The organism is Pontibacter sp. MBLB2868, assembly GCF_051904785.1.
Classification (GTDB): Bacteria; Bacteroidota; Bacteroidia; order Cytophagales; family Hymenobacteraceae; genus Pontibacter.
The window spans coordinates 2,419,985-2,445,423 of sequence record NZ_CP196710.1 but is presented as its reverse complement, the minus strand read 5'-3'; the positions used below and the strand labels follow the sequence as shown (position 1 = coordinate 2,445,423).

21 protein-coding genes are annotated in these 25,439 nt (G+C 44.7%); 6 read left to right on the top strand and 15 right to left on the bottom strand.

Features of this window, described 5'->3' with window-relative positions; genetic code table 11:
• Positions 1 to 114: 114 nt before the first annotated feature.
• Positions 115 to 1,413, bottom strand: a complete 1,299-nt coding sequence (locus ACSX1A_RS10365) for a tyrosine-type recombinase/integrase (protein ID WP_439879583.1) — start codon at positions 1,411 to 1,413, stop codon at positions 115 to 117.
• 440 nt (positions 1,414 to 1,853) lie between these two features.
• Between ACSX1A_RS10365 and ACSX1A_RS10360 the strand changes: the two genes are divergently transcribed.
• A complete protein-coding gene (locus tag ACSX1A_RS10360; RefSeq protein ID WP_439879582.1) occupies positions 1,854 to 2,045 on the top strand; it encodes a hypothetical protein in 192 nt (63 codons plus the stop codon).
• 487 nt (positions 2,046 to 2,532) lie between these two features.
• Here the strand turns inward: ACSX1A_RS10360 and ACSX1A_RS10355 are convergent, their stop codons facing one another.
• Positions 2,533 to 3,741, bottom strand: coding sequence for an MFS transporter (locus tag ACSX1A_RS10355; RefSeq protein WP_439879581.1), 1,209 nt, complete (start codon positions 3,739 to 3,741; stop codon positions 2,533 to 2,535).
• 385 nt (positions 3,742 to 4,126) lie between these two features.
• On the opposite strand from ACSX1A_RS10355, the gene nudC reads away from it, so the two are divergent.
• Positions 4,127 to 5,077, top strand: coding sequence for an NAD(+) diphosphatase (gene nudC / locus ACSX1A_RS10350; RefSeq protein WP_439879580.1), 951 nt, complete (start codon positions 4,127 to 4,129; stop codon positions 5,075 to 5,077).
• Positions 5,078 to 5,079: 2 nt separating this feature from the next.
• Here the strand turns inward: nudC and ACSX1A_RS10345 are convergent, their stop codons facing one another.
• The 5 genes from ACSX1A_RS10345 to ACSX1A_RS10325 all read right to left on the bottom strand — a co-directional run bounded on the left by ACSX1A_RS10345 (position 5,080) and on the right by ACSX1A_RS10325 (position 7,842).
• Positions 5,080 to 5,496: a c-type cytochrome gene (locus tag ACSX1A_RS10345; RefSeq protein ID WP_439879579.1), complete on the bottom strand. Its 417-nt coding sequence runs from the start codon at positions 5,494 to 5,496 to the stop codon at positions 5,080 to 5,082.
• Positions 5,483 to 6,172 (bottom strand): SCO family protein, encoded by a 690-nt coding sequence (locus ACSX1A_RS10340; RefSeq protein ID WP_439879578.1) that lies wholly within the window; start codon positions 6,170 to 6,172, stop codon positions 5,483 to 5,485. Before ACSX1A_RS10340 ends, ACSX1A_RS10345 begins: the two co-directional genes overlap by 14 nt.
• Positions 6,150 to 6,590: a hypothetical protein gene (locus tag ACSX1A_RS10335; RefSeq protein WP_439879577.1), complete on the bottom strand. Its 441-nt coding sequence runs from the start codon at positions 6,588 to 6,590 to the stop codon at positions 6,150 to 6,152. Before ACSX1A_RS10335 ends, ACSX1A_RS10340 begins: the two co-directional genes overlap by 23 nt.
• Before the next feature lie 200 nt (positions 6,591 to 6,790).
• The gene (locus ACSX1A_RS10330; protein WP_439879576.1) at positions 6,791 to 7,204 is read right to left on the bottom strand and encodes an OsmC family protein; all 414 of its coding nucleotides are present in this window, start codon (positions 7,202 to 7,204) and stop codon (positions 6,791 to 6,793) included.
• 212 nt (positions 7,205 to 7,416) lie between these two features.
• A complete protein-coding gene (locus tag ACSX1A_RS10325) occupies positions 7,417 to 7,842 on the bottom strand; it encodes a DUF2267 domain-containing protein (protein WP_439879575.1) in 426 nt (141 codons plus the stop codon).
• Between the two features lie 202 nt (positions 7,843 to 8,044).
• Between ACSX1A_RS10325 and ACSX1A_RS10320 the strand changes: the two genes are divergently transcribed.
• Both ACSX1A_RS10320 and gyrB read left to right on the top strand, forming a co-directional pair.
• Positions 8,045 to 8,677, top strand: coding sequence for an SIMPL domain-containing protein (locus ACSX1A_RS10320; protein ID WP_439879574.1), 633 nt, complete (start codon positions 8,045 to 8,047; stop codon positions 8,675 to 8,677).
• Positions 8,678 to 9,022: 345 nt separating this feature from the next.
• A complete protein-coding gene (gyrB, locus tag ACSX1A_RS10315) occupies positions 9,023 to 10,981 on the top strand; it encodes a DNA topoisomerase (ATP-hydrolyzing) subunit B (protein WP_439879573.1) in 1,959 nt (652 codons plus the stop codon).
• 340 nt (positions 10,982 to 11,321) lie between these two features.
• Here gyrB and ACSX1A_RS10310 read toward each other — a convergent pair whose 3' ends face one another.
• From ACSX1A_RS10310 to ACSX1A_RS10300, 3 genes are read right to left on the bottom strand one after another with little or no spacing between them, the layout of a single operon-like run.
• Positions 11,322 to 12,263 (bottom strand): DUF5996 family protein, encoded by a 942-nt coding sequence (locus ACSX1A_RS10310; RefSeq protein ID WP_439879572.1) that lies wholly within the window; start codon positions 12,261 to 12,263, stop codon positions 11,322 to 11,324.
• Between the two features lie 48 nt (positions 12,264 to 12,311).
• Positions 12,312 to 13,403 carry a hypothetical protein gene (locus ACSX1A_RS10305; RefSeq protein WP_439879571.1) on the bottom strand — a complete coding sequence of 364 codons (1,092 nt, stop codon included), beginning with the start codon at positions 13,401 to 13,403 and terminating at the stop codon, positions 12,312 to 12,314.
• Positions 13,375 to 13,839, bottom strand: coding sequence for a hypothetical protein (locus tag ACSX1A_RS10300; protein ID WP_439879570.1), 465 nt, complete (start codon positions 13,837 to 13,839; stop codon positions 13,375 to 13,377). Before ACSX1A_RS10300 ends, ACSX1A_RS10305 begins: the two co-directional genes overlap by 29 nt.
• A 182-nt stretch (positions 13,840 to 14,021) precedes the next feature.
• Between ACSX1A_RS10300 and ppk1 the strand changes: the two genes are divergently transcribed.
• Complete coding sequence (gene ppk1, locus ACSX1A_RS10295) at positions 14,022 to 16,124, top strand: polyphosphate kinase 1 (protein ID WP_439879569.1); 2,103 nt, start codon at positions 14,022 to 14,024, stop codon at positions 16,122 to 16,124.
• Positions 16,125 to 16,212: 88 nt separating this feature from the next.
• Here the strand turns inward: ppk1 and ACSX1A_RS10290 are convergent, their stop codons facing one another.
• Positions 16,213 to 17,112 carry a Ppx/GppA phosphatase family protein gene (locus ACSX1A_RS10290; protein ID WP_439879568.1) on the bottom strand — a complete coding sequence of 300 codons (900 nt, stop codon included), beginning with the start codon at positions 17,110 to 17,112 and terminating at the stop codon, positions 16,213 to 16,215.
• 208 nt (positions 17,113 to 17,320) lie between these two features.
• On the opposite strand from ACSX1A_RS10290, the gene ACSX1A_RS10285 reads away from it, so the two are divergent.
• Positions 17,321 to 18,145 carry a murein L,D-transpeptidase catalytic domain family protein gene (locus ACSX1A_RS10285; RefSeq protein ID WP_439879567.1) on the top strand — a complete coding sequence of 275 codons (825 nt, stop codon included), beginning with the start codon at positions 17,321 to 17,323 and terminating at the stop codon, positions 18,143 to 18,145.
• Here the strand turns inward: ACSX1A_RS10285 and ACSX1A_RS10280 are convergent.
• The 4 genes from ACSX1A_RS10280 to ACSX1A_RS10265 all read right to left on the bottom strand — a co-directional run bounded on the left by ACSX1A_RS10280 (position 18,120) and on the right by ACSX1A_RS10265 (position 25,438).
• Complete coding sequence (locus ACSX1A_RS10280) at positions 18,120 to 18,683, bottom strand: thioredoxin family protein (protein ID WP_439879566.1); 564 nt, start codon at positions 18,681 to 18,683, stop codon at positions 18,120 to 18,122. The genes ACSX1A_RS10285 and ACSX1A_RS10280 overlap by 26 nt on opposite strands.
• Positions 18,684 to 18,789: 106 nt before the next feature.
• The gene (gene malQ / locus ACSX1A_RS10275; protein WP_439879565.1) at positions 18,790 to 20,307 is read right to left on the bottom strand and encodes a 4-alpha-glucanotransferase; all 1,518 of its coding nucleotides are present in this window, start codon (positions 20,305 to 20,307) and stop codon (positions 18,790 to 18,792) included.
• The gene (gene treY, locus ACSX1A_RS10270; RefSeq protein ID WP_439879564.1) at positions 20,304 to 23,012 is read right to left on the bottom strand and encodes a malto-oligosyltrehalose synthase; all 2,709 of its coding nucleotides are present in this window, start codon (positions 23,010 to 23,012) and stop codon (positions 20,304 to 20,306) included. The genes malQ and treY overlap by 4 nt, the downstream gene beginning before the upstream one ends.
• Positions 23,012 to 25,438: a DUF3536 domain-containing protein gene (locus ACSX1A_RS10265; RefSeq protein WP_439879563.1), complete on the bottom strand. Its 2,427-nt coding sequence runs from the start codon at positions 25,436 to 25,438 to the stop codon at positions 23,012 to 23,014. The genes treY and ACSX1A_RS10265 overlap by 1 nt, the downstream gene beginning before the upstream one ends.
• Position 25,439: the final 1 nt, after the last annotated feature.

Genomic DNA, 25,439 nt, shown 5'->3' with positions numbered 1-25,439 from the left:
GAAAGAGTAAAAAAGTGGATGACTTGATTATTCTTCCTAATGGGTCTGTAAAGTGCTTAGTTAGCTGTAAGCTTATTTTCTTAGAAGTCGAAGGGCATATTGGTACTTGTCTACTTATTTAATGAACGCCGTGAGATGGGCTGCGTATTGCCGCTTCACATCATCCTCAAAACTATCAAGGTAGAATTCAGTGGTCTTAAGGTTACTGTGACCGAGTGATTCGGATATGAACTCTGTAGGCGCACCGGCGCGCTTGAGGACAGTGGAGAAGGTGTGTCTGGCAGTATAGGTGGTCACGTTATGCTCAATGCCCACTTCGGCGGCGACACGCTTGATATAGAGGTTGATGGTTTTGACTGTCTGCCTGACAAAGGCCAACTCTTGTTCAGGAGTTATGTCCTCCCTCAAAATAGGAAAGACGTAAGTATCCGGAGAGGTTGGTTTATTGCCCCACCGCTTGATGATGCGATTTATTTCTGGAGTGCGCATGGCCACTATTGGCTTGAGGGCATGGCGGGTGGTACGTTCCGTCTTGGCCCGGATAAAGGTGATGCTCTCCCGACTCAGTTGCTTATATTTTAACCTGGCGATATCTTTGACGTTGATGCCATTACAAAGGTAGGAGAAGATCCAAAAATCACGGGCCTTAGCCTGGCTATCGTGCACGGGATGGTAGTTGTAAATTTTCTCCACATCGGAGAGTGTCAGGGCTTTTTTAACATTCTTACTTGCCGGCATTCTGTACTTCCTTCGCCCGAAGGGGTAGAGGTCCCTGCTTAAATCACCAGCGTCTATAAGGTCATTGAAGAGGGTGCGGAGCGTGCGCAGGTACATGCTGACAGTCGTTAGGGTTTTTTTGCGACTAAGCATCCACTTTTCATAACTGTTTAGAAAGTCTACGGTAACATCGGTAAAAGGCAGCGGCTTTTTCCTTCTCACCAGGTCCTGTTTTCTTTCCTTAGATTTCTGAATGGAAAGTCTCCTTCGGTTGATGGGAGGCTCCTTGAGCATGAAAGAGATAAGTGAGAAATAGGCGGTTTCGTAGAAGTTTGCATTGGCCGCCTGTCCATTCTCGCTTAGTTGCTTAATGCTCTGTTCGTAGGCAGCGAATACATCGGTTCTTGCTGGCAGATCAAGAAACTTTCTGTCAAATGCATCGAAAGTGAAGAAAGGCATCTTATCAATAATACGGACCGCCTTCTGTTCCACGGCCTGAAGTGACAATTGAATTTCTTTGTACCTGCCCCTCGGCTTGTCCCCCTGAACCCTTGAGAAGTCTTCCTCAAAAAGGGTATATTGAGTGCCGTAGTATTTTCGTTCCCTTTGGTAGGTAACCCTTAACTTTACACGAAACGTACCGTCTTTTAAAGGTCGTCTGGTGTCTAACATAATGGAGGTTGATGCGGTTATCATAGCTATTATCGGAGTAGTTTTGTGCACACAATTTGCACACAAAAGCCTAGAATAGCAATAATTACATAAAATTAAATATTGTGTAATATGTTGTTAATCAGCAAAATACAAAATAAGTAAAAGTAAATAAAATTAAAAAAGTACTATTGTTTGCCGCTTCTAAGCAGTAGGTCTTTGGTTCGAATCCAAACGGGATCACTGGAAAGCCTCTCTAACACGTTTAGAGGGGCTTTTTTGTTATTAAAATTCCTTTCGAACCGGTTGAGTATAAAAACCGCTACTTTTTTAAAATACAGTATTTGCTGATTGCCTTTCTTTTGCGGCTACAATATTTAGTGGTTCTCTTTAATCTCAGATAAAAGTCTTTTTCTTTTGAATTTGTGTGTGGAATATGGCAAACAGGACAGATAGGTGCCTTTAGTTGCTCCTGAAGTTCAACCATGCCATCTTCCATCTGTTTTAAACAAGCAACAATAGCCAGCGTGCCGAATATGCCGATTAGGGTTAGGATAGATGTGATAATCATTGATTTGGGTACTAAATTAAAATACGTTACTGCTACTCACGATGGTAGCTTTACATCAACTGTTGGCTTTACGGGCAATGGTAAAGACTTTTCTCAAAATGCTTAAAGAGTATAACTCAATAGCAGACTCCGCGGATCCTTCAACAGCACCGTCTATTACCAGGAATTTATCTTGAATAGTATAGCTTAAGTTACTTGCCTGACTTTGTATTAAATAGTACGATGTAGTTATATGTTAAAACTAATATTCTGAATATATATTGTTCTTCCTGAAACTTTTTCAGCAAAATACCGTATCCGCATGCCCGAAAAGACGCAAATTACTACAGGTGTCTTCTTAGTATACTTGCTTCATATTTATGTATGTTGTTGGTGTGCAGATGTTTGCCGGGGTAGGTTAGTGGTTCTGTCTTAATTGGTAATGCATTAAAATGAACAAAGAGAATAGAGTTGCCTTAAGATGAAACTGTGTGAACGGGAATTTGATTTAATTGTACTTATCTTCTTTTAGTTTGCTCAGTGCGTTAACTGGACATTGCTGATAGAATCCTACATGGAAAGGTGGCAAGTATGCAGTTACATGCTTACATGTACTATTTATTATTTCTTCTGTTTGCTTCATAAACAGGTGAACTTGATGCAAACGCCAGGTATACGATCACAAAAAAGGCGATGAGCCCAGAAGCTAGAAATGTGGTTGCTGCACCATATAGTTGCCAAAGTAATCCTGCCAGGGCAGAGGCGAACAAAGTCGCTACGCTTTCAAAAGCAGTATATGTCCCGATAGCGGTGGCTGTGTCTTCTGGAGCGCAAATGTTTGAAATCCAGGCTTTGGAAATGCCTTCTGTGGCAGCTGCGAAAAGACCATATAAAAAAATAAGCGGCAAGTATACCCAGGACACCTGTAACGAGGCCATCCCAAAGTATACAAGCACAAATAAACCAAGACCTGACAGGTACACTCGTTTCAAGCCCCACTTATCTGCAACCATTCCCATGGGGTAAGATGTTAAAGCGTAGATCAGATTGTAGAGAATATATAAGCCGATCAGGTGTGTATCGTCGAAGCCGGCTTCTTTCATCCTGAGCAGTAAAAAAAAGTCGCTGCTGTTAAAGAGTGCGAACAGCAAAAAGCCTATAACAAGCCGCCTGTAAGCTGCAGGGCTCTCTTGCCAGTAGTGTATAAAATCAAAGAAATTATACTTGCCCTTTGCTGCAGCTGGCTTCACTTGTTTTCTCTTTTCCCTTAGCAACAAAAGCAATAGTACGGATACCAGTCCTGGTAAAAAGGCGTAATAAAAAAGAGGCTTATACTGGCCCGGATGCAGGTATAAATAAATTAAGGCAATACTTGGACCGATGCTGGCACCAAGTGTATCCATGGAGCGATGGAAGCCAAATATCCGCCCTTTGGTTTCCGGACTAGATTCATCTGAAAGCAAGGCATCGCGGGCACCAGTGCGAAGACCTTTGCCAAGGCGATCGAGGGTGCGAGCGCCAAAAACCCAAAGCGGAACAGTGGAAAGTGCCAGCAGCGGTTTTGAAAGAGCAGCCAACAGGTAGCCCCACCTGATGAAAGGAAGTCGCCGGCCAGTTCTATCAGATAGCCTCCCAAAATATCCTTTGCTGAGTCCCGCCGCCCCCTGTGCCACTCCTTCCAGTATACCGATCAGGAGCACGGAAAATCCTATACTATTCAGGTATACCGGCATCACCGGATATAGCATCTCGCTTGCGATGTCTGCAAAAAGACTCACAAACGATAATATCAAAACGATGCGGCTTATAAGCTTTCGTTTCATTGCTAGAGGTTTGCTGCTATCATACGGCATTAGTGACAGAATTATTCTATCAGCTTACTTTAGTAGCCAGAAAATAGCACAAACATTGTTTTGATATACACAACGTTTTTTAGCAATGTGTTTATCCCGACAATGAATAGGAATTCAAATGGCGGGTGATCAACTCTGTAAGTGCTAAAGATTTACTGATTAGCCTTCTGCATTCACTCTTATAAGTTTATAAGATTCGAAATGCTGCTGCAAAGCGGTGTTTAAAATGATAATCTTATTAAAAATTACACCTTGTCGAATATTTTCTGCTGCTGTTTTACATCACGGCTTTAAAAAGGCGCTCCATCTAATGAAAAAATTGTAAACTTGGGGGCTTAAGTACATCATGTTTCGTATGAATTACTTTTCTCAAAACCCGCTTAACCGCTTCTCTGAATTAAGGCCAGATGAGGCGCGTATCCGGCAGTTCTGGCAGCAGGAAAATGTTGCTGTACTGGTGGTGAATGATTCCTCTAATTTATTTACTGATACAGATCAAGTAGTAATGCCTGCTACATTGAACGCTGAACAGTCTGCCAGACTGCAGAAAACAGCCCACACATGCGTGTACCTGGGCACTGTTGACAATGTACCTTATTTTGTGCTGGGGTTTGAGGCAATGGAGGAACAGTTGAATAATGATCTGGGAAGCTCTTTCCAGTTTCTTGATCTGAAAGGGGTAGCCCTTGAGTTGCCTCAGGAGCAGAGTAGCATTCTTGCTTATGCCCGCGGTATAGTGCACTGGAACATGCGCCACAGGCACTGTCCTGATTGTGGGAGCCTGACTGCTAGCCTGGAGGCTGGGCATGTACGTCAATGTAGCAACAGTACGTGCGGTAAACTACATTTTCCGCGCACAGATGCAGCAGTAATAATGCTGATCTCTGAAGGTGATTCTTGTTTGCTGGGGCGTCAGGCGGGGTGGCCAAAGGGGCAGTACGCAACGCTGGCGGGGTTTCTGGAGCCGGGTGAAACGCTGGAACAGGCGGTGGCAAGAGAGGCTAAGGAAGAGACAGGAGTAGCACTAAAACATATAAACTACCACTCATCACAGCCGTGGCCATTTCCTGGCTCAATTATGATTGGCTTTACTGCAGTTGCTCAGAACAGGAACCTTCAGGTTAATTATAATGAGATGGAAGATGCCCGGTGGTTTACACGGGAGGAGATCATTGCTGGGCTTAGAGCAGGTACCTTCCGGTTGCCAACAAAGGTTTCAATTTCTTATCGCCTGATCCGGGATTGGTTTAATGCGATGCCCGGGTATGACCTGGAAGAAGTGCAGGCACAAGCTGTAAGCCAATAAAATTACTGAGGTTTTGTAGGGCAACTTTCCAGGAGTGTTTCTACTTCAGTCATGGTAAAGCGTTCGTTGTCGTTCCCAAAGTTAGTTTGGATGTAGTTGAGTAGGTTAGTGACTTTATCTTCACGCAAAGTTCCCAGGCCGGACATTTTCTGGTTGTATTCTACTCCGTTTACAGTTATGCTGCCCTCTAAGCCATGCCTGATAAGGCATGGGAGTTCGTTGCGGTGAATTTGCATGTAATCAGAGCCGGCTAATGGCGGAATAACACCCCGCAGGCCACTACCATCTTCCATGTGGCAACTCTGGCAGTTTGCCTCATAAAGGCGTTGGCCTTCATTACTTTTTTCAGTGAAGCATTGCGTGAGGGTGAGGAGTATACATATACCCCCCAATCCTACAGAAAACTTACTTTTTGCCATCCTTCTTTTCTTTCAGAAGCACTGGTATATCATTCATTAAGCGGTCAACCTGGGCGGGATCGGTGCCATCATAAACTCCCCGGATATGTCGGTTCTCGTCCACCAGCACAAAAGCACCGCTATGAATAAATCCGCCGGCCTCCTGGCCATCTTCCATAGCCGAAACCAGGTAATATTGGGCGATATCGTAAATGCTGTCCTTCTCGCCGGTTACAAAATGCCATTTATCTGACTTTACGTTCAGACGTTCAGCAAAATCTTTAAGCACTGCCACAGAATCGTGCTTCGGGTCTATAGTATGGGACAGGAACCCCACCTTCGGGTTATCTTTATACTGCTCGTAAACGCGTAGCATCTGCGTTTTCATTTTTGGGCAAATAGTAGGGCAGGTGGTAAAGAAGAAATCCGCTACATATATCTTATCCCCGAAAGTGCTGTTAGTTACCTGCTGGCTGTCCTGGTCAACAAATGAAAAGTCAGGTATTTGAGGATAGAGTGTATCCGCCACCGTTTGCCCGTTTACGTTTCGCTCCACCACTTCACGTTCACCTAGTATAGGCAGGGTTTGCTCGGATGTTTCAGAGTTGTTGCAGCTACTCATAAGTGCAACGGCAAAAAGAGTGAAGGCTGATTTAAAGAGGTTCATATGGAGTTTAAATGGAATCACTTTTTTCATACTTTCTATAGATTGACCGGGCAGCTTGGATGGTGCTGTCCATAAGGGTTTTTACACGTTCTATTTTTAGCAACTCATTCTGAAGATATTCCCTTGCCTGTTCATCTGTCAGGTTTACAGGGGCTTTGTACTGTCGCATCCAGTTCATCATAGCCTCATCGGCCTCGTTCAGTTGCGTTATGTTCACTTGAATAGGTACAAGGGCACTTGTGTCGGCCTCCTGATTTGTTAGTGTGTCGCGCAGGGCGCGCAGGTCTTTGCGCAAGTGGTAAATGGTGTTCATTTGCTCCATAGCTCCATCATGCACCTCCATTACCTGGCTCTCAAGGTTATTATTGTGTTCTTCTGGGGTTTCTGACTGAGAACATCCTGAAAGGATTGAAAACGACAGGCAAGTAATTAGAAATAGCTTTTTCATGCCGGTGAGGTTATGTGGTAACCAGTTAAGCGATGAGCTACATTAGGGAAACACTAAAAGGAAGTGCAAGGCGAAAAGGTAGCAACGCTGTATGCTGCAAAGGTAGGGTAGCGGATTATCAAGTGCAAGGCAGCGGCTAGCTTTGTGAAAGTATGAAACCATACCCCGGCTGAAAATAGTGACCGGGATATGGTAAGATTTTATTCGTTTAGCTTTGAGCTAACTGAAATATCAGCTTTCAATAATTTTGATACCGGGCAGTTCTTTTCTGCTTCATGTACCAGCTCATCAAACTTCTCTTTTTCAATTCCGGATACAGTGGCATGTACCTCCAGGTGTGAACTGGTGATCGTACCGTTTTCCAAAGTAATAGTGCATTGGGTTTCCAGTCTTTCCGGGTCGAAGCCTGCTTCTGTCAGGTTGCCACTTAGCTTCATTGTAAAACAACCGGAGTGTGCAGCAGCAATAAGCTCTTCAGGGTTAGTACCAATGCCATCGGCAAAACGGGAGTTAAAGGAATACTGGGACTGGTTAAGTGTACCAGTCTGTGTTGAAAGATGTCCTTTGCCTTCCTTAATTGTTCCTTGCCAAACGGCGGTAGCTTTTCTCTTCATTTTTTTCTGTTTATAAGTTAACTGTTGTATAAATTAAATAGGCCTGCATAATGTTTATGAAGCTTAGTAGTTCTATTGCCTTACTTGTTTGCAGCCTTACTTGTTTCGGGCCAGCAAGTGCCAGTATATCAGGTAGCGCCCTGGCTTTTACTGTGCTAAGAGTATAAAAAAAGCCTGACAGTAGTCAGGCCTCTTGAATGTGCATTTTTATTTTATATTGGTACCGTGATTTCAGAATGCAGGGCTTTCGCAATTTGCTTATACTGTCCTTCTGAAATATGGTCTTGCAAGAATGCCATCACATCCTGGAAAGCATAATAAGCATGATCGAGGGTTGGAAAGTCAGCTTCTTCCGCAAAGGCATCCTTGGTGCGGATAAACTCCAGCCATTCATCCTCATGTCGAATGCGAACAGGTTCGTGCGTACTGAAGCCGTCATAATAAATTCCTTTCCAGATGATGGGCAACTGTGCCCCAAAGTGGATTGCCTCGGCAGTGGGAATACGATCACGAATAGCGTGCAAAACTGCCCTGAAAATGCGCCCTGCTTTTTGCTCATCATCAATTCCCAGGTAAGTGCAAAGTTCATGCAGCCAGGTCTTTCCGTCTTTTAAATAATTTTCAAAGTTCATTGACATAGTTTTACCTCCTTCTTTTATATAGAACATTTACATAAAGTAACGATAGCGGTAGGCAAGAGTTATCGGCAGCTTAGGTATCAGGCATTGTTTAAGCCGTTTGTGACTGCCTGAAACTGTTTAAAATATTTAATAAGTTGAATGTGGAAATGGCATGATTCTGGACAATTTGAATTTGTAAATAATAACACTGACTACAACTATGAAAAAACAAAAAATGCTACTACCGGCCTTGCTGTTGGGCCTTGGTTTAATGGTTAGTTGCACCCCTTACACAGAAGAGGATAATTACCTGGAAGTGATCGGGGAGTACGAGCAACAGACGCCGGAGGCAGGATACAGGTTAAACCTGTCTTACAATGGGCCTGTGGAGCTTCGGGATAAATTTACAGCTTGGGCAGACTCAATGAAAAAAGAAGTACCAAGTATGGTGAAATCCAACGAGAACATTTACCTGAACTATATGCCGGAGCAAATGGGTAAAAAGATAAGTAAGGATATGTACCAGACCAGCGTTACTTATTTGCTTACGGTAAATGACAGCGCCATGTACAGCAACATTACACAGGACCTACTCAAAAAGAACCTTCCCTTTAACCTGAATGTAATGGGCACTTTCATAGACCCTGCCAGGAAGGTGAAGCTACAGCACACTATGATGCAGAAAGCCCTGGAGAATGCCAAGGCGAAGCTTGCACTTATGAGCGATGAAGGCAAAGACTACGAAATTGTAAGTGTTGAGGAACTTGATAATACCACCCCCTATGGGCCGGAATACGATGACTTTAACCGCCGGATGATTACCAGGTTAAAAGTAAAAGCAAAACTTCAGTAGACTGAACAGATATGTATGGAGCAGCACGCAGGAGTGTGCTGCTCCATATTTTTTTGCCATTTTTTCAGTAAAATATTACTTTAAGTATATGCATTCACACTGAATTCAATCTGTTGATTTCCCGTACATCAAAATGGGAGTTGCTATTTGTGTTTTTCTGTGTTGTGAGTGCGCCTGAAAGGCACTATTTAAACTTGTAATTTGTTTAAATTTAGCCTGTTGTACCGGCACAGATAAGGCTGGTTCTGCTATCCCGCTGGCAAGCCTTATCAGTGCCTTTCAAAAGTATAGCATAAACAAAATAAAAGTGGTAATTTTACCTATTCAATCTACCCAATTACACACATGAGTGAAGTAGAAGATAAACAATTAGCTAACGATTATTCAGCAAATAGCATTCAGGTACTGGAGGGGCTCGAAGCAGTTCGAAAGCGTCCGGCCATGTACATTGGCGATATCGGCATTAAAGGTCTGCACCACCTTGTTTGGGAGGTAGTAGATAACTCTATTGATGAGGCACTTGCCGGTCATTGCGACGAGATCAACGTACAGATCAACGAAGATAATTCTATCACGGTGTCGGATAACGGCCGTGGTATTCCTACGGATTTTCACCAGAAAGAAGGCCGTTCTGCCCTTGAGGTAGTTATGACGGTGCTTCACGCAGGTGGTAAATTCGATAAAGACACTTATAAGGTTTCCGGTGGTTTGCACGGCGTGGGTGTTTCCTGTGTTAATGCACTTTCCACAGATCTTCATGTTACCGTACATCGTAACGGGAAGGTATTTGAGCAACACTATAATATTGGTGTGCCGGCGTATCCTGTGCGTGAAATTGGAACCACTGAGAAAACAGGTACAACGGTACAGTTCAAGCCGGATGCTTCCATCTTTACCAGCACCGAGTATAAATACGAAACAATTGCCAGCCGTCTGCGTGAGCTTTCGTTCCTGAATAAAGGTATTCGTATTAACCTGCGCGATCTGCGTGAGTTGAATGAGCAGGGGGAGCCACTAGAAGTGTCGTTCCTGTCGGAAGGTGGTTTGAAGGAATTCGTTACATACCTGGACGAAACCCGGGAGAACCTGATCCCGGAGCCTATTCACGTAGAGAGCGAGAAGAATGGTGTGCCAGTGGAGATCGCATTGCAGTACAACACATCGTACACAGAGAATATTTTCTCTTACGTAAATAATATTAACACCATTGAGGGTGGTACCCACGTAGCTGGTTTCCGCCGCGCCCTTACCCGTACCCTGAAAGCTTACGCTGATAAATCAGGTATGCTGGACAAGGTGAAGGTAGATATTGCAGGTGATGACTTTAGAGAGGGCTTAACGGCGGTGATCTCTGTAAAAGTACAGGAGCCGCAGTTTGAAGGGCAGACTAAAACCAAACTAGGAAACTCTGAAGTTTCCGGTGCCGTGGATATAGCTGTTGGTGAAATGCTGAACGAATACCTGGAGGAAAACCCGAAAGAAGCCCGTATCATCGTTCAGAAAGTAATTCTTGCTGCACAAGCCCGTTTTGCTGCCCGTAAGGCGCGTGAGATGGTACAGCGTAAGAGCGTACTTTCCAGCACCAGCTTGCCTGGTAAACTGGCTGACTGTTCAGATAATAATCCTGAGAATTGCGAAATATACCTGGTAGAGGGTGACTCTGCAGGTGGTTCTGCCAAGCAGGGCCGCGACCGTAAGTTCCAGGCTATTCTGCCCCTTCGTGGTAAGATCCTGAACGTAGAAAAAGCACAGGAGCACCGCATCTATGAGAATGAAGAAATCAAGAACATGATCACCGCACTGGGTGTCAGCTTTGGTACGCCAGAGGATGACAAGGCGTTGAACATGGTTAAGCTTCGTTATCATAAGGTGATCATCATGACGGATGCGGACGTGGACGGATCTCACATCCGTACACTGATCCTGACTTTCTTCTTCCGTTACATGAAGGAGTTGATCGAGAAAGGGTATGTGTACATTGCATTGCCTCCGCTTTACCTGGTTAAGAAAGGAAAAGAAGAGCGCTATTGCTGGACCGAGCAAGACCGTATCGAGGCTATCCATGAATTGGGTAAAGGGCGAGAGGAAAGCGTTGGTGTGCAGCGTTACAAAGGTCTTGGTGAAATGAACCCTGAGCAGCTTTGGAGCACAACCATGGATCCAAGTACACGAAGCCTGAAGCGCGTAGATATTGAGTCTGCTGCCGAAGCAGATCACTTGTTCTCGATGCTGATGGGAGATGAAGTTGGACCACGTCGCGACTTTATTGAACGTAATGCAAAATATGCACGCGTAGACGTGTAGTAAAATATACTTACTGAATAAAAAAGGCCAGCTGAAAGCTGGCCTTTTTTATTTTAGGAATGCTGCAACTGTTGATCAATGTTTTATATCCCGATTATACAACATCCTTCTTGGGTTAAACTGTTAGAGATTGTTACGCTTCAGTAACCAAACATATAAGTATACTTTGCGCAAAACGATTAAACCCAGATTCTGCCCTTGATACTACTCTTGATTTAGTATGTTAAATACCAGTCAAATTGGGAAGTATAAAAAACTCGAAAGTCCTGCCCCGCACTTCGACTTTAAATGAAGCTTTTACTCATTAAGATAGTTAACTCATAACTCTCACCAACCCCTTCTAAAGTTCATCAAGCGGTATCGTTTTCAGCTCCTCTATAGGCCAACCGGCTAACTCTGCACCAGCTTTATAGGCACTTTCCATAAAATTCAACAGTTGCTGCCGCGGATTGTCAAGTTGCCGTAGTTCCTCGTAATTCAGGATTGCCATAGGGCTGCCGTTTGAATCGACCCAATGAGCTTGTTTGGGCTCTAGTTTTTCAAGTTCGATTCCGTTGGGGGAAGGATAAGTGTAAGAGTAAAATGCTGGAAAGCGAAGCTGGTCATCTCCTGGCCAGAAACCAAAGCTGATCACTTCATGTGAGTAAGCGTCTTTTTCAATGACACTGGCTTCCTCGTTTAGCGGGATGCTCTTGCCTGAAAAGCGGGTTACAACCAGGTCCATGTGGTGCCAGTAAAGCTGAACAGGGCAGGTTTTACCATAAAATCGACCACTGAACTCCTTCATTATCTGGTCTACTACAACCAATACACGCCAATACCGATGAACCTGTTCAGGGTTGTATGTGGCGTGCGTATGGTCCTGCGCGAAAGGTACTGTGCTTTTGAGATCGTAGGGTTTTGCCAGGATTTCCACGCTTATGCCCAAGGTTTTAAGCGCCTTCATGACAGAAGTATAGAATTGTGAAACACTCAATCCATCCTGCAAGATAACTCTTTCTTCTGCTCCTGTACTGGTGCTGATGACCAGTTGGTGATCAATAAAATCAAAATTGATCTCGAACGTAAAAAACTTATACGGTATAGCGCGGGTGCCCAGGCCTCGGGTGTTAACATAGAGCGTTACATTCCACCAGTGATTGAGGCGTGGCATTAACTCTAACCTGATCTTTCCAATGACCTGAATGTAGAGGTGCAGCGTTTCTTTGGTAGGTTCCCATTCTTCAAGTGGAAGTGGTGGAAATCCAGGTGCAAATTCCGGGGTATGATCTTGTGTAACCATATTGCTTCAGCTTTGCTTTTATGGTACGGGAGAATTGAAGTTTTGTGCTTATCGTTTGGCTTTCAAGTAGTAAAGGGCGCGGGAGGCGGTGCGAAGGCCTGGTAAGTAAAGTATGCCTGCTAAAAAATAGTTGGTACTTTTTAACCTGTTTCTATATTCCTCAAAGGGAGTAATTTCCTGATCGATCTTCCCCTGAGTTGCTTCAGGGCTTACAACTACTATAGTACAATATTTTTTGTAAAGCGGCTGAAGAAGTACGCTGTAGGGTGTGAAAAGACAGATAATAAGTATGGTAGCCACTACAAAAAAGGTCAGGAAAACCAACATGTTCATCACATGAAAAATTACCAGCAACAAACCGATCCAGGGCCTTAGTGGCAGCCGGGTTGCTCCGAAAATGCTAATGCACTGTAAAAAAACTACTATCAGGAAGCTAACCTGCCAGAACAAGGTATATTCTGTAAATAGTGGAGCCAACTCAAAATCGAGATCAAAATTACGGTAGCTTACAAAGGCATTGAACAAAGCACCGTGTGGGTGCAGCCAATGTGCATCCGGTGAAAACGTGATCAGTTTATAGAGCAGCGAGGGTACCTTCCAGAGTCCGGCTAAAGTATATGTGAAAAGAATACCGGCATAAAACCAATTGATACTTTGATGAACATATTTATCAGGGGACAGAAGAGTTTGCCGGTTTACAGGAACAAAGGTCAGGAAGAGATGTGAAAGTAACAGTGTGTGGTTTACATGGCTAATGTAGCCATAACCCCAATGGGGCAGGTTAAGCCACATTAAGCACAGTGCCAGCACGAATTGCGGTAAGACCATGTTCCGTAGCCGTACCAATTGCAACAAATTAGCAGCCACGGCTACGCCTACTACTGTATAAAAGAGAAATGCCCCTGGTAGAGCAGGCATGATCCAGCTTACAAGTTTGTCGTTAAACCAGAATATCTCTTCAGGCCGGTCCTGTAGCAGGATATATTTTTGAACTGTCCAGTAAATCCATAGAAACGTAAAAAGCCTTAAAACTTTTTCCGCCACAAAAAAGTTAAACACGTTTTGAGCTATTTCCTCACGTTGCTCAGACTGTGTTTTAGCGCTTGTGTCTTTAAAAGCTGATAACAGTGAGGGTGTCATAGTGTTGTGGATTTTGAAGTAACTCCAGTGGGCTGTATGTTTCGCGCACAATCTTATAATGCTCAGCTGCCGGCGCGATATACTTTACAAATATCTCCAGCTTGCTTTTAAAAAGGGTAGTATCAGGTGAGTCGGAAGTAGAGGCGCTAATAAGTTTATTTAGAGTATACACATACTCGTCTGGCGTAAAATTAGGGGAGTTGGTAATTACAGGTTGCCGTTTCCAGTGCTGCTCACCTTTGGCTAACGTATAAATTCTGAATTCTGTAAAAGTATGCTTGCTGCCCAGCGGCTGCGTGTACAGCTTCCAGGTAGCAAAAGGATATACCTCTCCCCAACCTAGAGCTCCAGTAATAACTGTAGCAAAAGTACCGGCAATGCTGATCAGGACCAGAGCTTTGGTATACTTCAGGCGATTGGCAGTAGTAAAGGGCATAAGTATCAACGCCAGCGGAGGGTTAAGTTTTGCAAAGAACCAAATTAACTATTTTTTAAATAAATTGACTAAGTAAAATATCTTTGTGAGATAAAGGAATAGCTATACTTTATGCTTATATTATGGTTTTAGGAGGTATTATTGACCTAGTTCAGGTCTAAAAGATTAAAATCTAAGGGAACATGCTTATCAATAAGGTCTCAGACCAGATAAAGAGAAGTAAATATATCAGCCGCGACCTTAGCTGGTTGCGCTTCAACTACCGTGTACTGGATCAGGCACGCGATACAAATAAGAGTTTTTTTGACAGACTTAAGTTCCTGGCAATTACCTCATCTAATCTGGATGAGTTTTTTATGATCAGGGTAGGTAGTTTGTATAATTATCTTGATTACGGTAAAGAGCGTCTGGATTATTCAGGTCTGCGTGAGCTCCCTTTCCGCAAGAAATTACTGGATTATGCCCATCGTTATGTTAACGACCAATACCTGACCTTTAGCAGTGAGTTAAAGCCCCTTTTTGAGCAGAATGGGTTTGATATTTTAAAGGTAAGTGACCTGACAGAGATTGAAAAGAAAAAGGTAGACAGTTACTTCAAGAATACCATCTATCCTTTACTTACACCCATGGTGTATGATAACTACCATGGGTTTCCGTTGCTGATGAACCAGCTCCTGACCTTTGGTGTAGTTACACGCACAAACGAAGAAGTAAAGGCACAGGATAGGGTAACTTTTGTACAAATACCCCAGAACCTGGCCCGTTTCTACGAGATCAACCGCAAAGATAAACTTGTGTTTGTTCCGATCGAGGAGATAATCCGGGGTAAAATCAAAAAGCTTTTCCGTAATGTTGAGATCGTTTCCGTTAACCTGTTCCGGATTACCCGAAACGGAGACTTTACCCTGGAAGAGTCTGACGACTTAGAAGCAGACTTTGTGCAGGAGATCAAAGCGAAGCTCAAAACCCGAAAGAAAGGACGTGTAGTTCGCCTCGAGATAGAGCGCAACCCATCACAGTTTATGCTCCGGATACTAAAAGAGCGCTGGACAATTGACAATGCAAACATCTTTACGGTAAATAGCCTCATAGACCTACGTGGGCTGTGGCAGATCATCAACCACAGGCAGTTCAAAGATAAAGGCTTTAAGCAGCCATCGGCAGTGTTACCGCTAAGTATGCCAAGCGACGGGGTAGACCTGTTCGAATACCTGAAGGAACACGACGTATTGCTTCATCATCCTTACAACAGCATGGAACCGGTTGTAAGCCTGCTCGAACGCGCTGCCGAAGATCCGTCCGTACTGGGTATAAAGCAAACCATCTATCGTCTTGCGGATCAGTCGCGGGTGACGGCAGCCTTGCTGAAAGCCGCGGAAAACGGTAAGCACGTTTCGGTGCTGTTTGAGGTAAAGGCACGCTTCGATGAGGAGCGTAATATAAAGGAGGGGGAGCGTTTAGAGAAGGCGGGTTGCTTTGTTATTTATGGTATCAGCAAGTATAAAACGCATACCAAAATGATGATGATCATCCGGAAGGAAGGGGAGAAAGTGACGCGCTACGTGCACATTGGCAGTGGTAATTACAATGAGCAGACAGCACGCCACTACACAGATGTAAGCCTGCTGACTACCAATGAAGTATATGCACACGACGTATCGGAGTTCTTTAACGTAATCACCGGTCACTCCAGGCCAAATGAGTATAAGTATCTGATGACTTCTCCGAAAGGCATGAGACATCAGCTGATCGAACTTATCCGGCATGAGGCACGCAACGCCAAGAAGGGTTTGAAGAGTGGTATTGTGATCAAGATCAACTCGCTGGAAGACAGGGAGATAATTGATGAGATGTACAAAGCTTCAAAAGCAGGTGTTCCTATTAAGCTGATCGTGCGCGGCATCTGTTGCCTCCGTCCGGGGCGCGAAGACCTGAGCGAGAATATAACAGTTAAAAGCATTGTGGGGGAATACCTGGAGCATACGCGCCTGTATTACTTCCATAACAACGGCGACCCTAAGTTGTATAGTGGCAGCGCCGATTGTATGGTACGAAGCTTTGACCGCCGAATTGAAGCCCTGTTCCTGATTGTAAATGATGAACTGAAAAGGGAAGCGATCAACATGCTTTACTGGAACCTGCTTGATAACCGTAACTCTTATATTATGCGGGAAGACGGCACCTATGTTAAGAAGCGCCCTGTTTCAACTGAAGAAACAGTTGACGTGCATAAGCTCTTCTACAATAAAAACTATACGGAAGTTGAGAACCTGGAATTAGTCTGATTACAGGTAATATAAGTGGCTGCAGCTTTGACTCACGTTTTAGCAGCAGCCACTTTTTATTTAGTTGCACTTAACTTAAAAGTGCTTTTTAGCTAATGCTGCTGATCACAAAACGTTCCGGGTGATAGCGCTCGTAAAGGGCATGTAGTATACCATCTTTTAAGCCCACTGCCGGCACGATCATACTTTCAAGCTTCGCCCATTTCATGGCTGATAAGTAGATTTCAGAAGCAGGGATGATCACATCTGCCCGGTCCGGGTTGAGGAGTAGTTTGGTAATCCGGTCGTGCATGCTCATCTCTGCGATCCTGGAGGCTACTTCTTCTATTTGTTTCCGATAAATAGGCTTTCCTCCTGATTTACCAGAGATATCGTAGATCTTGTTTATGTTGCCACCTGTGCCAATAGCACGGGTAACATGATATTTCTTTGCGTTTGTTTCAATCCATTCGCGCATACTTTCCCAAAGTTCCTTGGAATCCCGGTTGTGCATGTGCCGGATAGAGCCCTGCTCAAAAGAATGCGAAGCCATTTTTTCACGGTTCACATAGATGTTGAACTCTGTGCTGCCGCCCCCAACATCGATGTGCAGGTAATTTCGTTCATCAAGGTAGTTGAAGATCACTTTATTGATCAGGTCGGCCTCTGTTTCTCCATCAATCACGTCTATTTCAACGCCTACTTCCTCTCTTACCCGCTCAATTATTTCAGGAGCATTAAAAGATGAGCGCATAGCGGAGGTTGCACAGATCATGTAATGGTCCACATCGTGCACATCGAGCAGCAACTGAAATGCTTTCAGTAGTTTAATGAATTTCTCAATTTTGACATCGCTGATATAACCAGTATTAAAAACATCTTCTCCAAACCGAATTGCATAGCGGATGTATTCTACCTTTTTGAAAATAACATCTCCGTTTTGGTTCAGAACACTTGAGATCTGGCACCTGACAGCATTAGAACCGATATCAATAGCAGCTAACTTCAATTATCTCTGATCTGATTTAATGGTATGAAGGGTAAATATAAAAAAAATAGCGAAGCATAGGGAAATAAAGCACAATAAAGGCTGATTAAGAGGTATACTGTTACGGCAGTACTAAAACACACGTATACAATAAGTACTGCTACAACAGCTGGCGGTTGTTTTGTGAAAAAAGAATTAAAGTATGATGAGAAAACCAAGGTTGAGATATATGAAAAGAAGGTTAGCAAAAGGGATATTGCCCTTGTTTGCACCGCTTGCACTTGCTCCCGTAAACGCGCCGTTCAGTAAAAATTTACCCGATATGCGTGGCAACACCAAGCGCACAAAAGCAAAAGTTGCTGACTTTAAAGTAATGAAGTTCAATCAGGTGGCCTATAATTTATATAACCACATGGAACTGCAGAATACCGGACTGAAATTCGAGGTGTTTGATAAAGCCCTGACCGGATATTATAACATGAAGCATAAAGAGGAGGTTTCTGATAAACCTATCATCACCATTGTGGATTTCACAAAGTCTTCGAATCAAAAGCGTTTGTGGGTGATAGACCTGGATAAAAAGGAACTGCTTTTTAACACCTATGTTTCGCATGGGCGTAACTCAGGAGAAGAATATGCAGAGCACTTTTCGAACCAGGAAGAATCGTACATGAGCAGCATTGGCTTTTATGTAACCGAAGGGACCTACTACGGCAAGCATGGCCTGTCGCTTAAACTGAATGGCCTGGACGAAGGCTTTAATACAAATGCTATGGATCGCTGTATTGTAATGCACGGAGCAGAGTACGCTTCGCCATCTTTCATAAAGCAAGCCGGCAGGTTAGGGCGTAGCCTGGGATGCCCTGCCATACCAATGGAAGAACATGAGGATATTATCAACGCTGTAGTGGGCGGTACAGCCTTATATGTGCATGCAGCAGCGGATAATTATACCTCAGAATACCTGGACCATGTCTCAGCCATGTCCGAACTGCTCAGTGAGAACCAGAAAGACGTTCCACCGCCATCTATTCCTGTTGCGGACGCCACTTAATACTACATCCTATACTTTGCTTTTGCTGCTCCTGAGCAGGTTTGTTGGCTAGAACAAGGTCAAGTGCCAATGCAAGGTCTTTGCCTGTAACAGGCAAGTTATTGTTAGGTCTTGAATCATCAAACTGCCCATGATACGCCAGCCGCATCGAGCCATCGTACACATAAAATTCAGGCGTGCATACTGCGTGATAGGTGCGGGCCACCTGTTGTGTCTGGTCGTATAGGTACGGGAACGGGAATTTATGCTGCTGTGCCAACGCCTTCATCTCCAAGGGGCCGTCTTGTGGATATGCCTTTGCATCGTTGGCACTGATAGCTACAAAACTCACACCTTTAGGTATATACTGATTTGCTACGTTTATCAGTCCCTCCAGCATATGTTTTACATAAGGGCAGTGGTTGCAGATAAACATGATCACTGTAGCTTTGGGAGAGGCAACATCGTTCAGCGTTACGAGCCTGTCCGATAGAGTATCCAGTAAAGCAAAGTTTTGTGCTTTGCTGCCGAGGACGACCTGAGCTGTTTCTTGTGCCATAGTACTAATTTTAGAAAGTAAGTACGATACAATTTTTAAGTCTCTTCTAAAATAGGGTTTTCAAAGCACATAACAAACACCTGTTTTCAGATTTTATCCCTGTCGCTTATTCTTCACAACGGCCATACAAAGCGGTTAGCTCTTTGAGGTGTTTTACCTGTTGCTGCGTAAACTGCCCTGGCTTAAGGCGCCATTTCCAGTTCCCAGTGCTGGTGGAGGGCTTGTTCATAACAGCTTCAGCACCAAGCCGGAGCACATCCTGCATCGGTAGCACAGCCAACTGAGCAACAGACCCCTGGGCAAGGTGCATCATCACATCAGATACATTTAGCTTGTTAAGCGTATGGTTGCTATACTCACTTAGCCGTTGCTTATCGCCTTTGCCTGCAGTTTCTTCGTACCAGCCCCTTACAGTGTTATTATCATGAGTGCCTGTGTACACAACTTTGTTGGCAGCATGGTTGTGGGGTGCGTAAGGATTCGTAGAAATATCTTCCCCGAATGCAAATAAAAGCACCAGCATACCTGGCAGGTCAAATTTGTGCATCAGGTTGCGCACGGGCTCATCTATTTCACCCAGGTCTTCTGCTATAATAGGCATAGGGTGGTGCTTTTCCTGTATAAGGCGCAGGAAATCTGCGCCGGGTGTTTTTACCCACTTTCCTTTTATGGCAGTTTCTTCGTTGGCAGGCACTTCCCAGTATGCAGAAAAAGCCCGAAAGTGATCCAGGCGCAATAATCCGAATAGATCCAGGTTATGCTCCAGCCGCTCCACCCACCAGTCAAAATCATGCTTTTTAAGAGTATCCCAATCAAATACCGGTGTACCCCAGAGCTGGCCTGTTTCGCTAAAATAATCTGGCGGAACTCCTGAGACAGCCGTAGGTAACCCATCGCGATCCAGCTTAAAATAGTACGGGTGTGTCCAGACATCGGCACTGTCGTGGCTTACGTAAAAAGGCATGTCACCAAATAAAGTGATCCCTTTTCTGTCGCAGTAGCTTTTAAGTCTTTTCCACTGCCTGTAAAACAGAAACTGCAGGTATTTCTCAAACAGCATCCTGTCCTCTAACTTCTGCTCCAGTTCCTGTACAGCTTCCTTATGATGTTTTTTGATCTCTGTGGGCCATTCTACCCAACTTTTATGTTCGAAATGTTCCTTAAAAGCAGCAAAACGGGCATAATCATCGAGCCAGCGACGCTGCTTTTTCTGAAACAGTGTAAACTCTTTCCAGATGGGGTCCGGGAGTTCAGACTTAAAAAGGTTGAAAGACTTTTTAAGGAGTTTAATCTTAAAGGGCGCCACCTTATCAAATTTAACTTCTCCATCTTCAAATGACTCATCCGGATGCAGGTCCTTCTCCTTTAGTAAACCATCCTGATGCAGCAGTTCCGGACTGATAAGCAAGGGGTTACCGGCAAAGGCAGAGTGGCTGCTATACGGTGAGTTTCCCATGCCGATCTCGGTTGGGTTGAGGGGTAGTATCTGCCAATAACGTTGTCCGGATTCTACTAAAAGGTCTGCAAATTTGTATGCTTCCGGACCTAAGTCGCCTATGCCGAACCGGGATGGGAGAGAGGTAATATGAAGCAATAAGCCACTGCTGCGCTTGGGTATGATCATAGAGTTTTTGCCGTTAAAAATCCAACAGGAAAAGTTCTTAAAATTTCTGCCACTTTTAGTTGTCCGTCTGCTTTCAGATCCTCTCGGCCAAAAACCTGTCGCCAATACGTGGGTACACCATCCGGTAAGAGTACAGCTGTATCCTGCCATACTTCTTCACCCAACGGGAGTTTATCCTCAGTTACCAGACTTGCCAGCAGGAGTGGTACAACCACAAGTGCCCATTGGCCCTCATGATAGCGGGAAAAGGCCAGGGCGTGGTCTTTGAATTTACCTGTGAGCTTTAACGGAATATATTCGCCCTGGTTAAATAACGGCAGCATACTGAGGCGTACGTTCAAGGCTTTATACAGCAGGTATAGCTTCACCTGCCCTGTTTCCGGATGCTGCAGCAGGTCGCTGTGCATGTGGTATATGTTTTGGTTCTCATTCTGACGGATGCGTAACAGGTAGTGTTGCCGGAGTCGGTAATCTACAGGACGCCGGTTGTCTGGGTCCACTAGGCTATGATCCCAGAGTTCTGTGCCCTGGTAAATATCCGGAACCCCGGGGCAGGTAACCTTGAGTAATGTCTGGCAAAGAGAATATAACCAGCCATAATGCGCAACCTTCCTGAAAAAGGGCTTAAAAGATTGCGTAAAGTTTTCATCTTCAAGCAAGAGCTTTCCTGCTAATTCCTGCACAGCCTGTTCATACGATTCATTGGGTTCAGACCAGTCAGAATTGACCTTAGCTTCCCGAAAAGCTTTCTGAAGGTATTCCTGCACACGTTTAAGCAGCTTATTATCTGCTTCCCCATCAAGCGGCAGTACGCCTAAGATCGTTTGAAAAATAAAGTATAAGTCATTGTCTGATGGCTCCTGCGTATATTTCCTGCTGATTTCAATCCAGTCCTTCACGCATTTTTCCCATTCATCGGGCAGTTCGCTCAGCACGTTCAGCCGCATACGCGCACCTTCTCCTCGCTTGGTGTCGTGGGTGGCAGTGGCGTTGAGGGATAGTGGGTAAACACGCTGGCGGTACAGCATCCGCTCGTGGAATTGTTCTGTTTCCAGGTGAAAAATATCGGGGCTGTTACCTACCTCATTCAGAGATATTAACCGGTTATAGTTGTAAAAAGTAGTGTCTTCTACGCCTTTGGCAGCAAGGGGTCCGGTAAATTGTTGGCTACGCATCACAAAGTACAGTTTGTGGTGCCTGGTTTCTTCGCTATCTTCCGGGGTAACGGTAAACAAGCTATGCAGGTGCTCCAGTTGTGCCTGTTGTTCCGGAGCCTGCTTATGTGCTTCTTCAAATGCTTCGTTTACCACCTGCATTTCATGATCTGTGAGCGGGAAGCGATTTCCGTATATGCAGTAAACCGGGAAAGAGGCCAGCAAAACAGCCAGTGCTTTTCTCCAGGTTTCTTTCGGCTCCAATGGTACCAGGTGCCTCGATTGAAGGATGCGAAGCAGGTTCTCCAGTTCGCCTTGCATGTAATTTGTCAGGATGAACATCTTCTTGTTAAAAACAAGCTGCTCATAATTGCTGGGTGCATCCGGAACCAGACGACGGTATATCTCAGTCAGTTTCCGGCGGCCTGCTCCGGAAGTATAAAGGTTGCTCACCCAGGCCAGAAAATCGTACCCGCTGTTACCCTGTACCGGCCAGCGTTCCGGTAATTTCTCTTCGCCTTCTAATATCTTCTCTACAATTATATACTGTTCGTTCCCGACCAATTGGCGCAGTCGCTTCAGGTATGTGCCCGGGTCATAGAGTCCATCCACATGATCAACCCTCAGTCCCTGGAACACACCTTTTTCGCACATTTGCTTTATGAACTGGTGATATTGCTCAAATACCTCCGGGTGTTCCATCCGCATGCAGATCAGATCATTTACAGTAAAAAAGCGGCGGTAGTTAATTTTCTGCTCTGTTTCTTTCCAGTAGCAAAGTTTGTAATGCTGTTGCTTCAGTAATTGCTTTAGTTTTTTTCTGTCGCTGTTTATTCTTTGGATTTCCTGTTCAATCTGCTCTTTAAGAAGCGTATCCTGGAAAAGCTTTCTTTTATAGTTGTTCCAGGCAGCAGGGTTAATGTTTTCTTCTTCTTCAAAAAGCTTAAGGTCATTGCTGAACCGCTGTACTATATTGGTCATCTCCGGCTCGCCGGCATCCTGCATCACCTGTTGTAACAAGGGCCTGTAACTCGAAACACTTATAGGGTATGCATTATCAAAGTAATTAAGAGTCAGCCCTTTTTCAGTAAACTGAAGTTGGAGTTGATTCTGTTGCAGCACCTGCTCCAGTGGCTCTCCAAGAAATGGGACCATTACCTGACCCGCAAAATCGGGATGGCCGAAATCGATATCGAAAAAAGTATAAAAAGAAGACTGAGATCCTTTCTCAAGTACATCCATTAACCAGACATTATCCGGATGGAAAGCCATGTGGTTTGGAACGATATCCTGAAGCCATCCCATACCCCTGCTATGAAGTTCTGAGGAAATCTGAAGGAGTTCCTGCTGGTTGCCCACTTCGGGATTCACATCATAAGGTGCTGTAACATCATATCCGTGCTCGCTGCCCGGGCGGGCGCAAAATATGGGAGAAGCATAGAGTGTGCTTATTCCCATTTCCTGCAGATAAGGGATAAGTTGCTGAACCTGTTTAAGTGTGTAACCAGATGAAATCTGTAATCTGTATGTAGCCGAAGGGGTATAGTTCATTAAGCTTTTAAATTAAGTTTGTTGTATAATTGTTCGAACTTGCTGCACCATACAGCAGCCTGTTGGTCCCCATTTTTACTGCGTTGTTTAAAGTCTTTGTAGACGTTTTGCTGCATTCTGAACGCGATATTTTGTGCCTGCCAGTAATCAGGCTCCAGCTTAGAGCCGTTGAGAATAGGCAACAGCGCAATGAGTTGGTCCATGGTGTCCTGGTTTTCCGGGTGATCTTGTACCTGTTGCGTTAGCTCATCCACACGTTTAGAAATGGTAAACTCCAGTGTGTTGTAACGAAGTCTTACTCTCATTCGCTTTACTTCATCCAGCAATCTGCTGATTTCCTCCGGGTTTGGCTTCTCTGACTCGAACTCACGCAACAGCTTTGTATTGATAATATACTCCACAGTAGTTTGCAGAGGGCGCGGAAGCTTCATTCCAATTGTTTTCATCGCAGATATGAGCGGGTAGTTATTGTCGTAAAGCTGCTGGAAATCGTTTTCGACACCCAACATAGTCTGGGCCAGTACCTGATCCAGTATCTTTTTCTGATCATCCCTGAATAAATGCCAGAAAGAGTAGTTATGGGATTGGAAGTGTTTATCCATCAGCATGATAACTTCACTCACGTTACCACGTTCAAAGGCTGTTTTTAACTCCTGCCTCAGCTTGTCAAACTCCTCCATGCTCATAAATTCCCGTACACCTCCAAACAGCTGGTGATCACCGAGGTGCAGCACACCATACGTGATCCTGATCTCTTCCCAGGTGACCTTTGATTTTATCTTTGCCCTGCCAAAAGAGAGTCGCTGCTTTCCAGCTTCTAACACTTCGTGGTTCTCTGAGGTGGCCCAAAAACTATAAAGCTCCAGTTCATCTGAATGTTCTTCGAACAGGGACGAAACGGCATAATGCGCGCCCACCCGTAACAGGTCTATCATAGTGGGTTGCACAATATTTTTATAAGTATCTGCTGCGCTACCCAACTCTTTCATATTGCTTTTAGCTTGTTCCAGGTAAGTTAAAAACTCAGGTTCAAGATCATTGTTGCTAACTGCTTTCGCCAGTTGTATGGCCCGTGCCGCGTAAAATATATCCTGAATTGTTTCGATGCCTGTCACTTCGTCGAAGAACCAGCCACAGCTTGTAAAAAATAGGAGCGTGTGGTACTGCATTTCCATCAGTTTCAGGAAACGCACTTTCTCATCCATGTTCAACTCTCTGGAAGTATGACTTTTGATAAAGTGCTCTACGTTTTGCTGCGAACGATCCATGACCACCTGGATGTAATCATTGCGCACCTCCCATGGCTTATCTACTCCTAACTGCTTTATTTCCTGCTCATACAAGGGGGCCAGTTTATCACGCAGGTTATCGAAGGCCTCACGAATAGGCTTGCGCCACTCCTGGTTCCACTCAGGATGAGCACCTGTATTGCAGCCACAGTTGCTCCGCCAGCGCTCAACGCCATGCACACAGCTCCAGGAGGTGTTTTCAATGATCTCCGCTTCGTAAGTAGGCGGGTATTTTTCAAGGTATTCCCCGTAAATGGTTACCTGTGCCAGCTTTTCTACCTCTATGTGGTGGAGCGCATAAGAAAGAGCCATTTCTCCGAAGCGGTGATGATGACCGTAAGTTTCTCCATCTGTGGCAATGTGCATTAGTTGTGGCTCCGACGCTTTTTCGTCGAAAGCGCCAACAAGGCGGTGTGCCAACGTTTCGCCACTATTAAGTAGTTTCTCAAAGGCAATCCCCTGTGATACGGGGGCATCGTAAAAAAACAGAACTATCTTTTTACCTGACGGAAGGTTGCAAAGGTATGGCCGCTTGGGGTTAATGTTAGCCCCCTCTGCATCTTCCCATTTGGTTTCACCGATTTTCCGGTAGCGTTTTGCCTGGTATGGGGAAAGAATAGTGTATTTGATGCCATGTTCCGCCAGAACCTCCAGGGTAGGGGTGTCTGCTGCCGTTTCAGCCAGCCACATCCCTTCCGGGTCACGGCCGAAACGTTTTTTGAAATCATAAATACCCCAGATCACCTGTGTCTCTTTGTCTCTTGCATTGGCAAGGGGCATTATAATATGGTTATATACCTGTGCAATGGCAGCCCCATGGCCAGAAAAGTGCTGCATACTCTCTTTATCCGCATCCAGGATTGCCTGATAGGTGTTGGGCTCTTTTTTCTGCATCCACTCCAGTAAAGTAGGCCCAAAGTTGAAGCTCATACTACTGTAATTGTTCATTATGTCCACTATCTTTCCCTGCTCATCCAGTATGCGTGAGGCAGAGTTTCGGGCATAGCATTCGTCAGTGATACGCTCGTTCCAATCGTGGTACGGTGCAGCAGAATCCTGTAGCTCTACTTCGTTGAGCCAGGGGTTTTCCCGGGGCGGTTGATAGAAATGTCCGTGGATACAGATGTAGCGGTTCATA

Bases quoted from the DNA above. Each gene is read 5' to 3' on its own strand.
- ACSX1A_RS10325 (WP_439879575.1), bottom strand. From the start codon at position 7,842: ATGTCAATGAACTTTGAAAATTATTTAAAAGACGGAAAGACCTGGCTG.
- ACSX1A_RS10305 (WP_439879571.1), bottom strand. From the start codon at position 13,403: ATGACACCCTCACTGTTATCAGCTTTTAAAGACACAAGCGCTAAAACA.
- ACSX1A_RS10330 (WP_439879576.1), bottom strand. From the start codon at position 7,204: ATGAAGAGAAAAGCTACCGCCGTTTGGCAAGGAACAATTAAGGAAGGC.
- ACSX1A_RS10355 (WP_439879581.1), bottom strand. From the start codon at position 3,741: ATGAAACGAAAGCTTATAAGCCGCATCGTTTTGATATTATCGTTTGTG.
- ACSX1A_RS10310 (WP_439879572.1), bottom strand. From the start codon at position 12,263: ATGGTTACACAAGATCATACCCCGGAATTTGCACCTGGATTTCCACCA.
- ACSX1A_RS10285 (WP_439879567.1), top strand. From the start codon at position 17,321: ATGAAAAGAAGGTTAGCAAAAGGGATATTGCCCTTGTTTGCACCGCTT.
- malQ (WP_439879565.1), bottom strand. From the start codon at position 20,307: ATGATCATACCCAAGCGCAGCAGTGGCTTATTGCTTCATATTACCTCT.
- ACSX1A_RS10340 (WP_439879578.1), bottom strand. From the start codon at position 6,172: ATGAAAAAAGTGATTCCATTTAAACTCCATATGAACCTCTTTAAATCA.
- ACSX1A_RS10265 (WP_439879563.1), bottom strand. From the start codon at position 25,438: ATGAACCGCTACATCTGTATCCACGGACATTTCTATCAACCGCCCCGG.
- ACSX1A_RS10365 (WP_439879583.1), bottom strand. From the start codon at position 1,413: ATGATAACCGCATCAACCTCCATTATGTTAGACACCAGACGACCTTTA.
- gyrB (WP_439879573.1), top strand. From the start codon at position 9,023: ATGAGTGAAGTAGAAGATAAACAATTAGCTAACGATTATTCAGCAAAT.
- ACSX1A_RS10345 (WP_439879579.1), bottom strand. From the start codon at position 5,496: ATGGCAAAAAGTAAGTTTTCTGTAGGATTGGGGGGTATATGTATACTC.
- ACSX1A_RS10280 (WP_439879566.1), bottom strand. From the start codon at position 18,683: ATGGCACAAGAAACAGCTCAGGTCGTCCTCGGCAGCAAAGCACAAAAC.
- ACSX1A_RS10335 (WP_439879577.1), bottom strand. From the start codon at position 6,590: ATGAAAAAGCTATTTCTAATTACTTGCCTGTCGTTTTCAATCCTTTCA.
- ppk1 (WP_439879569.1), top strand. From the start codon at position 14,022: ATGCTTATCAATAAGGTCTCAGACCAGATAAAGAGAAGTAAATATATC.
- ACSX1A_RS10300 (WP_439879570.1), bottom strand. From the start codon at position 13,839: ATGCCCTTTACTACTGCCAATCGCCTGAAGTATACCAAAGCTCTGGTC.
- ACSX1A_RS10320 (WP_439879574.1), top strand. From the start codon at position 8,045: ATGAAAAAACAAAAAATGCTACTACCGGCCTTGCTGTTGGGCCTTGGT.
- treY (WP_439879564.1), bottom strand. From the start codon at position 23,012: ATGAACTATACCCCTTCGGCTACATACAGATTACAGATTTCATCTGGT.
- ACSX1A_RS10360 (WP_439879582.1), top strand. From the start codon at position 1,854: ATGCCATCTTCCATCTGTTTTAAACAAGCAACAATAGCCAGCGTGCCG.
- nudC (WP_439879580.1), top strand. From the start codon at position 4,127: ATGAATTACTTTTCTCAAAACCCGCTTAACCGCTTCTCTGAATTAAGG.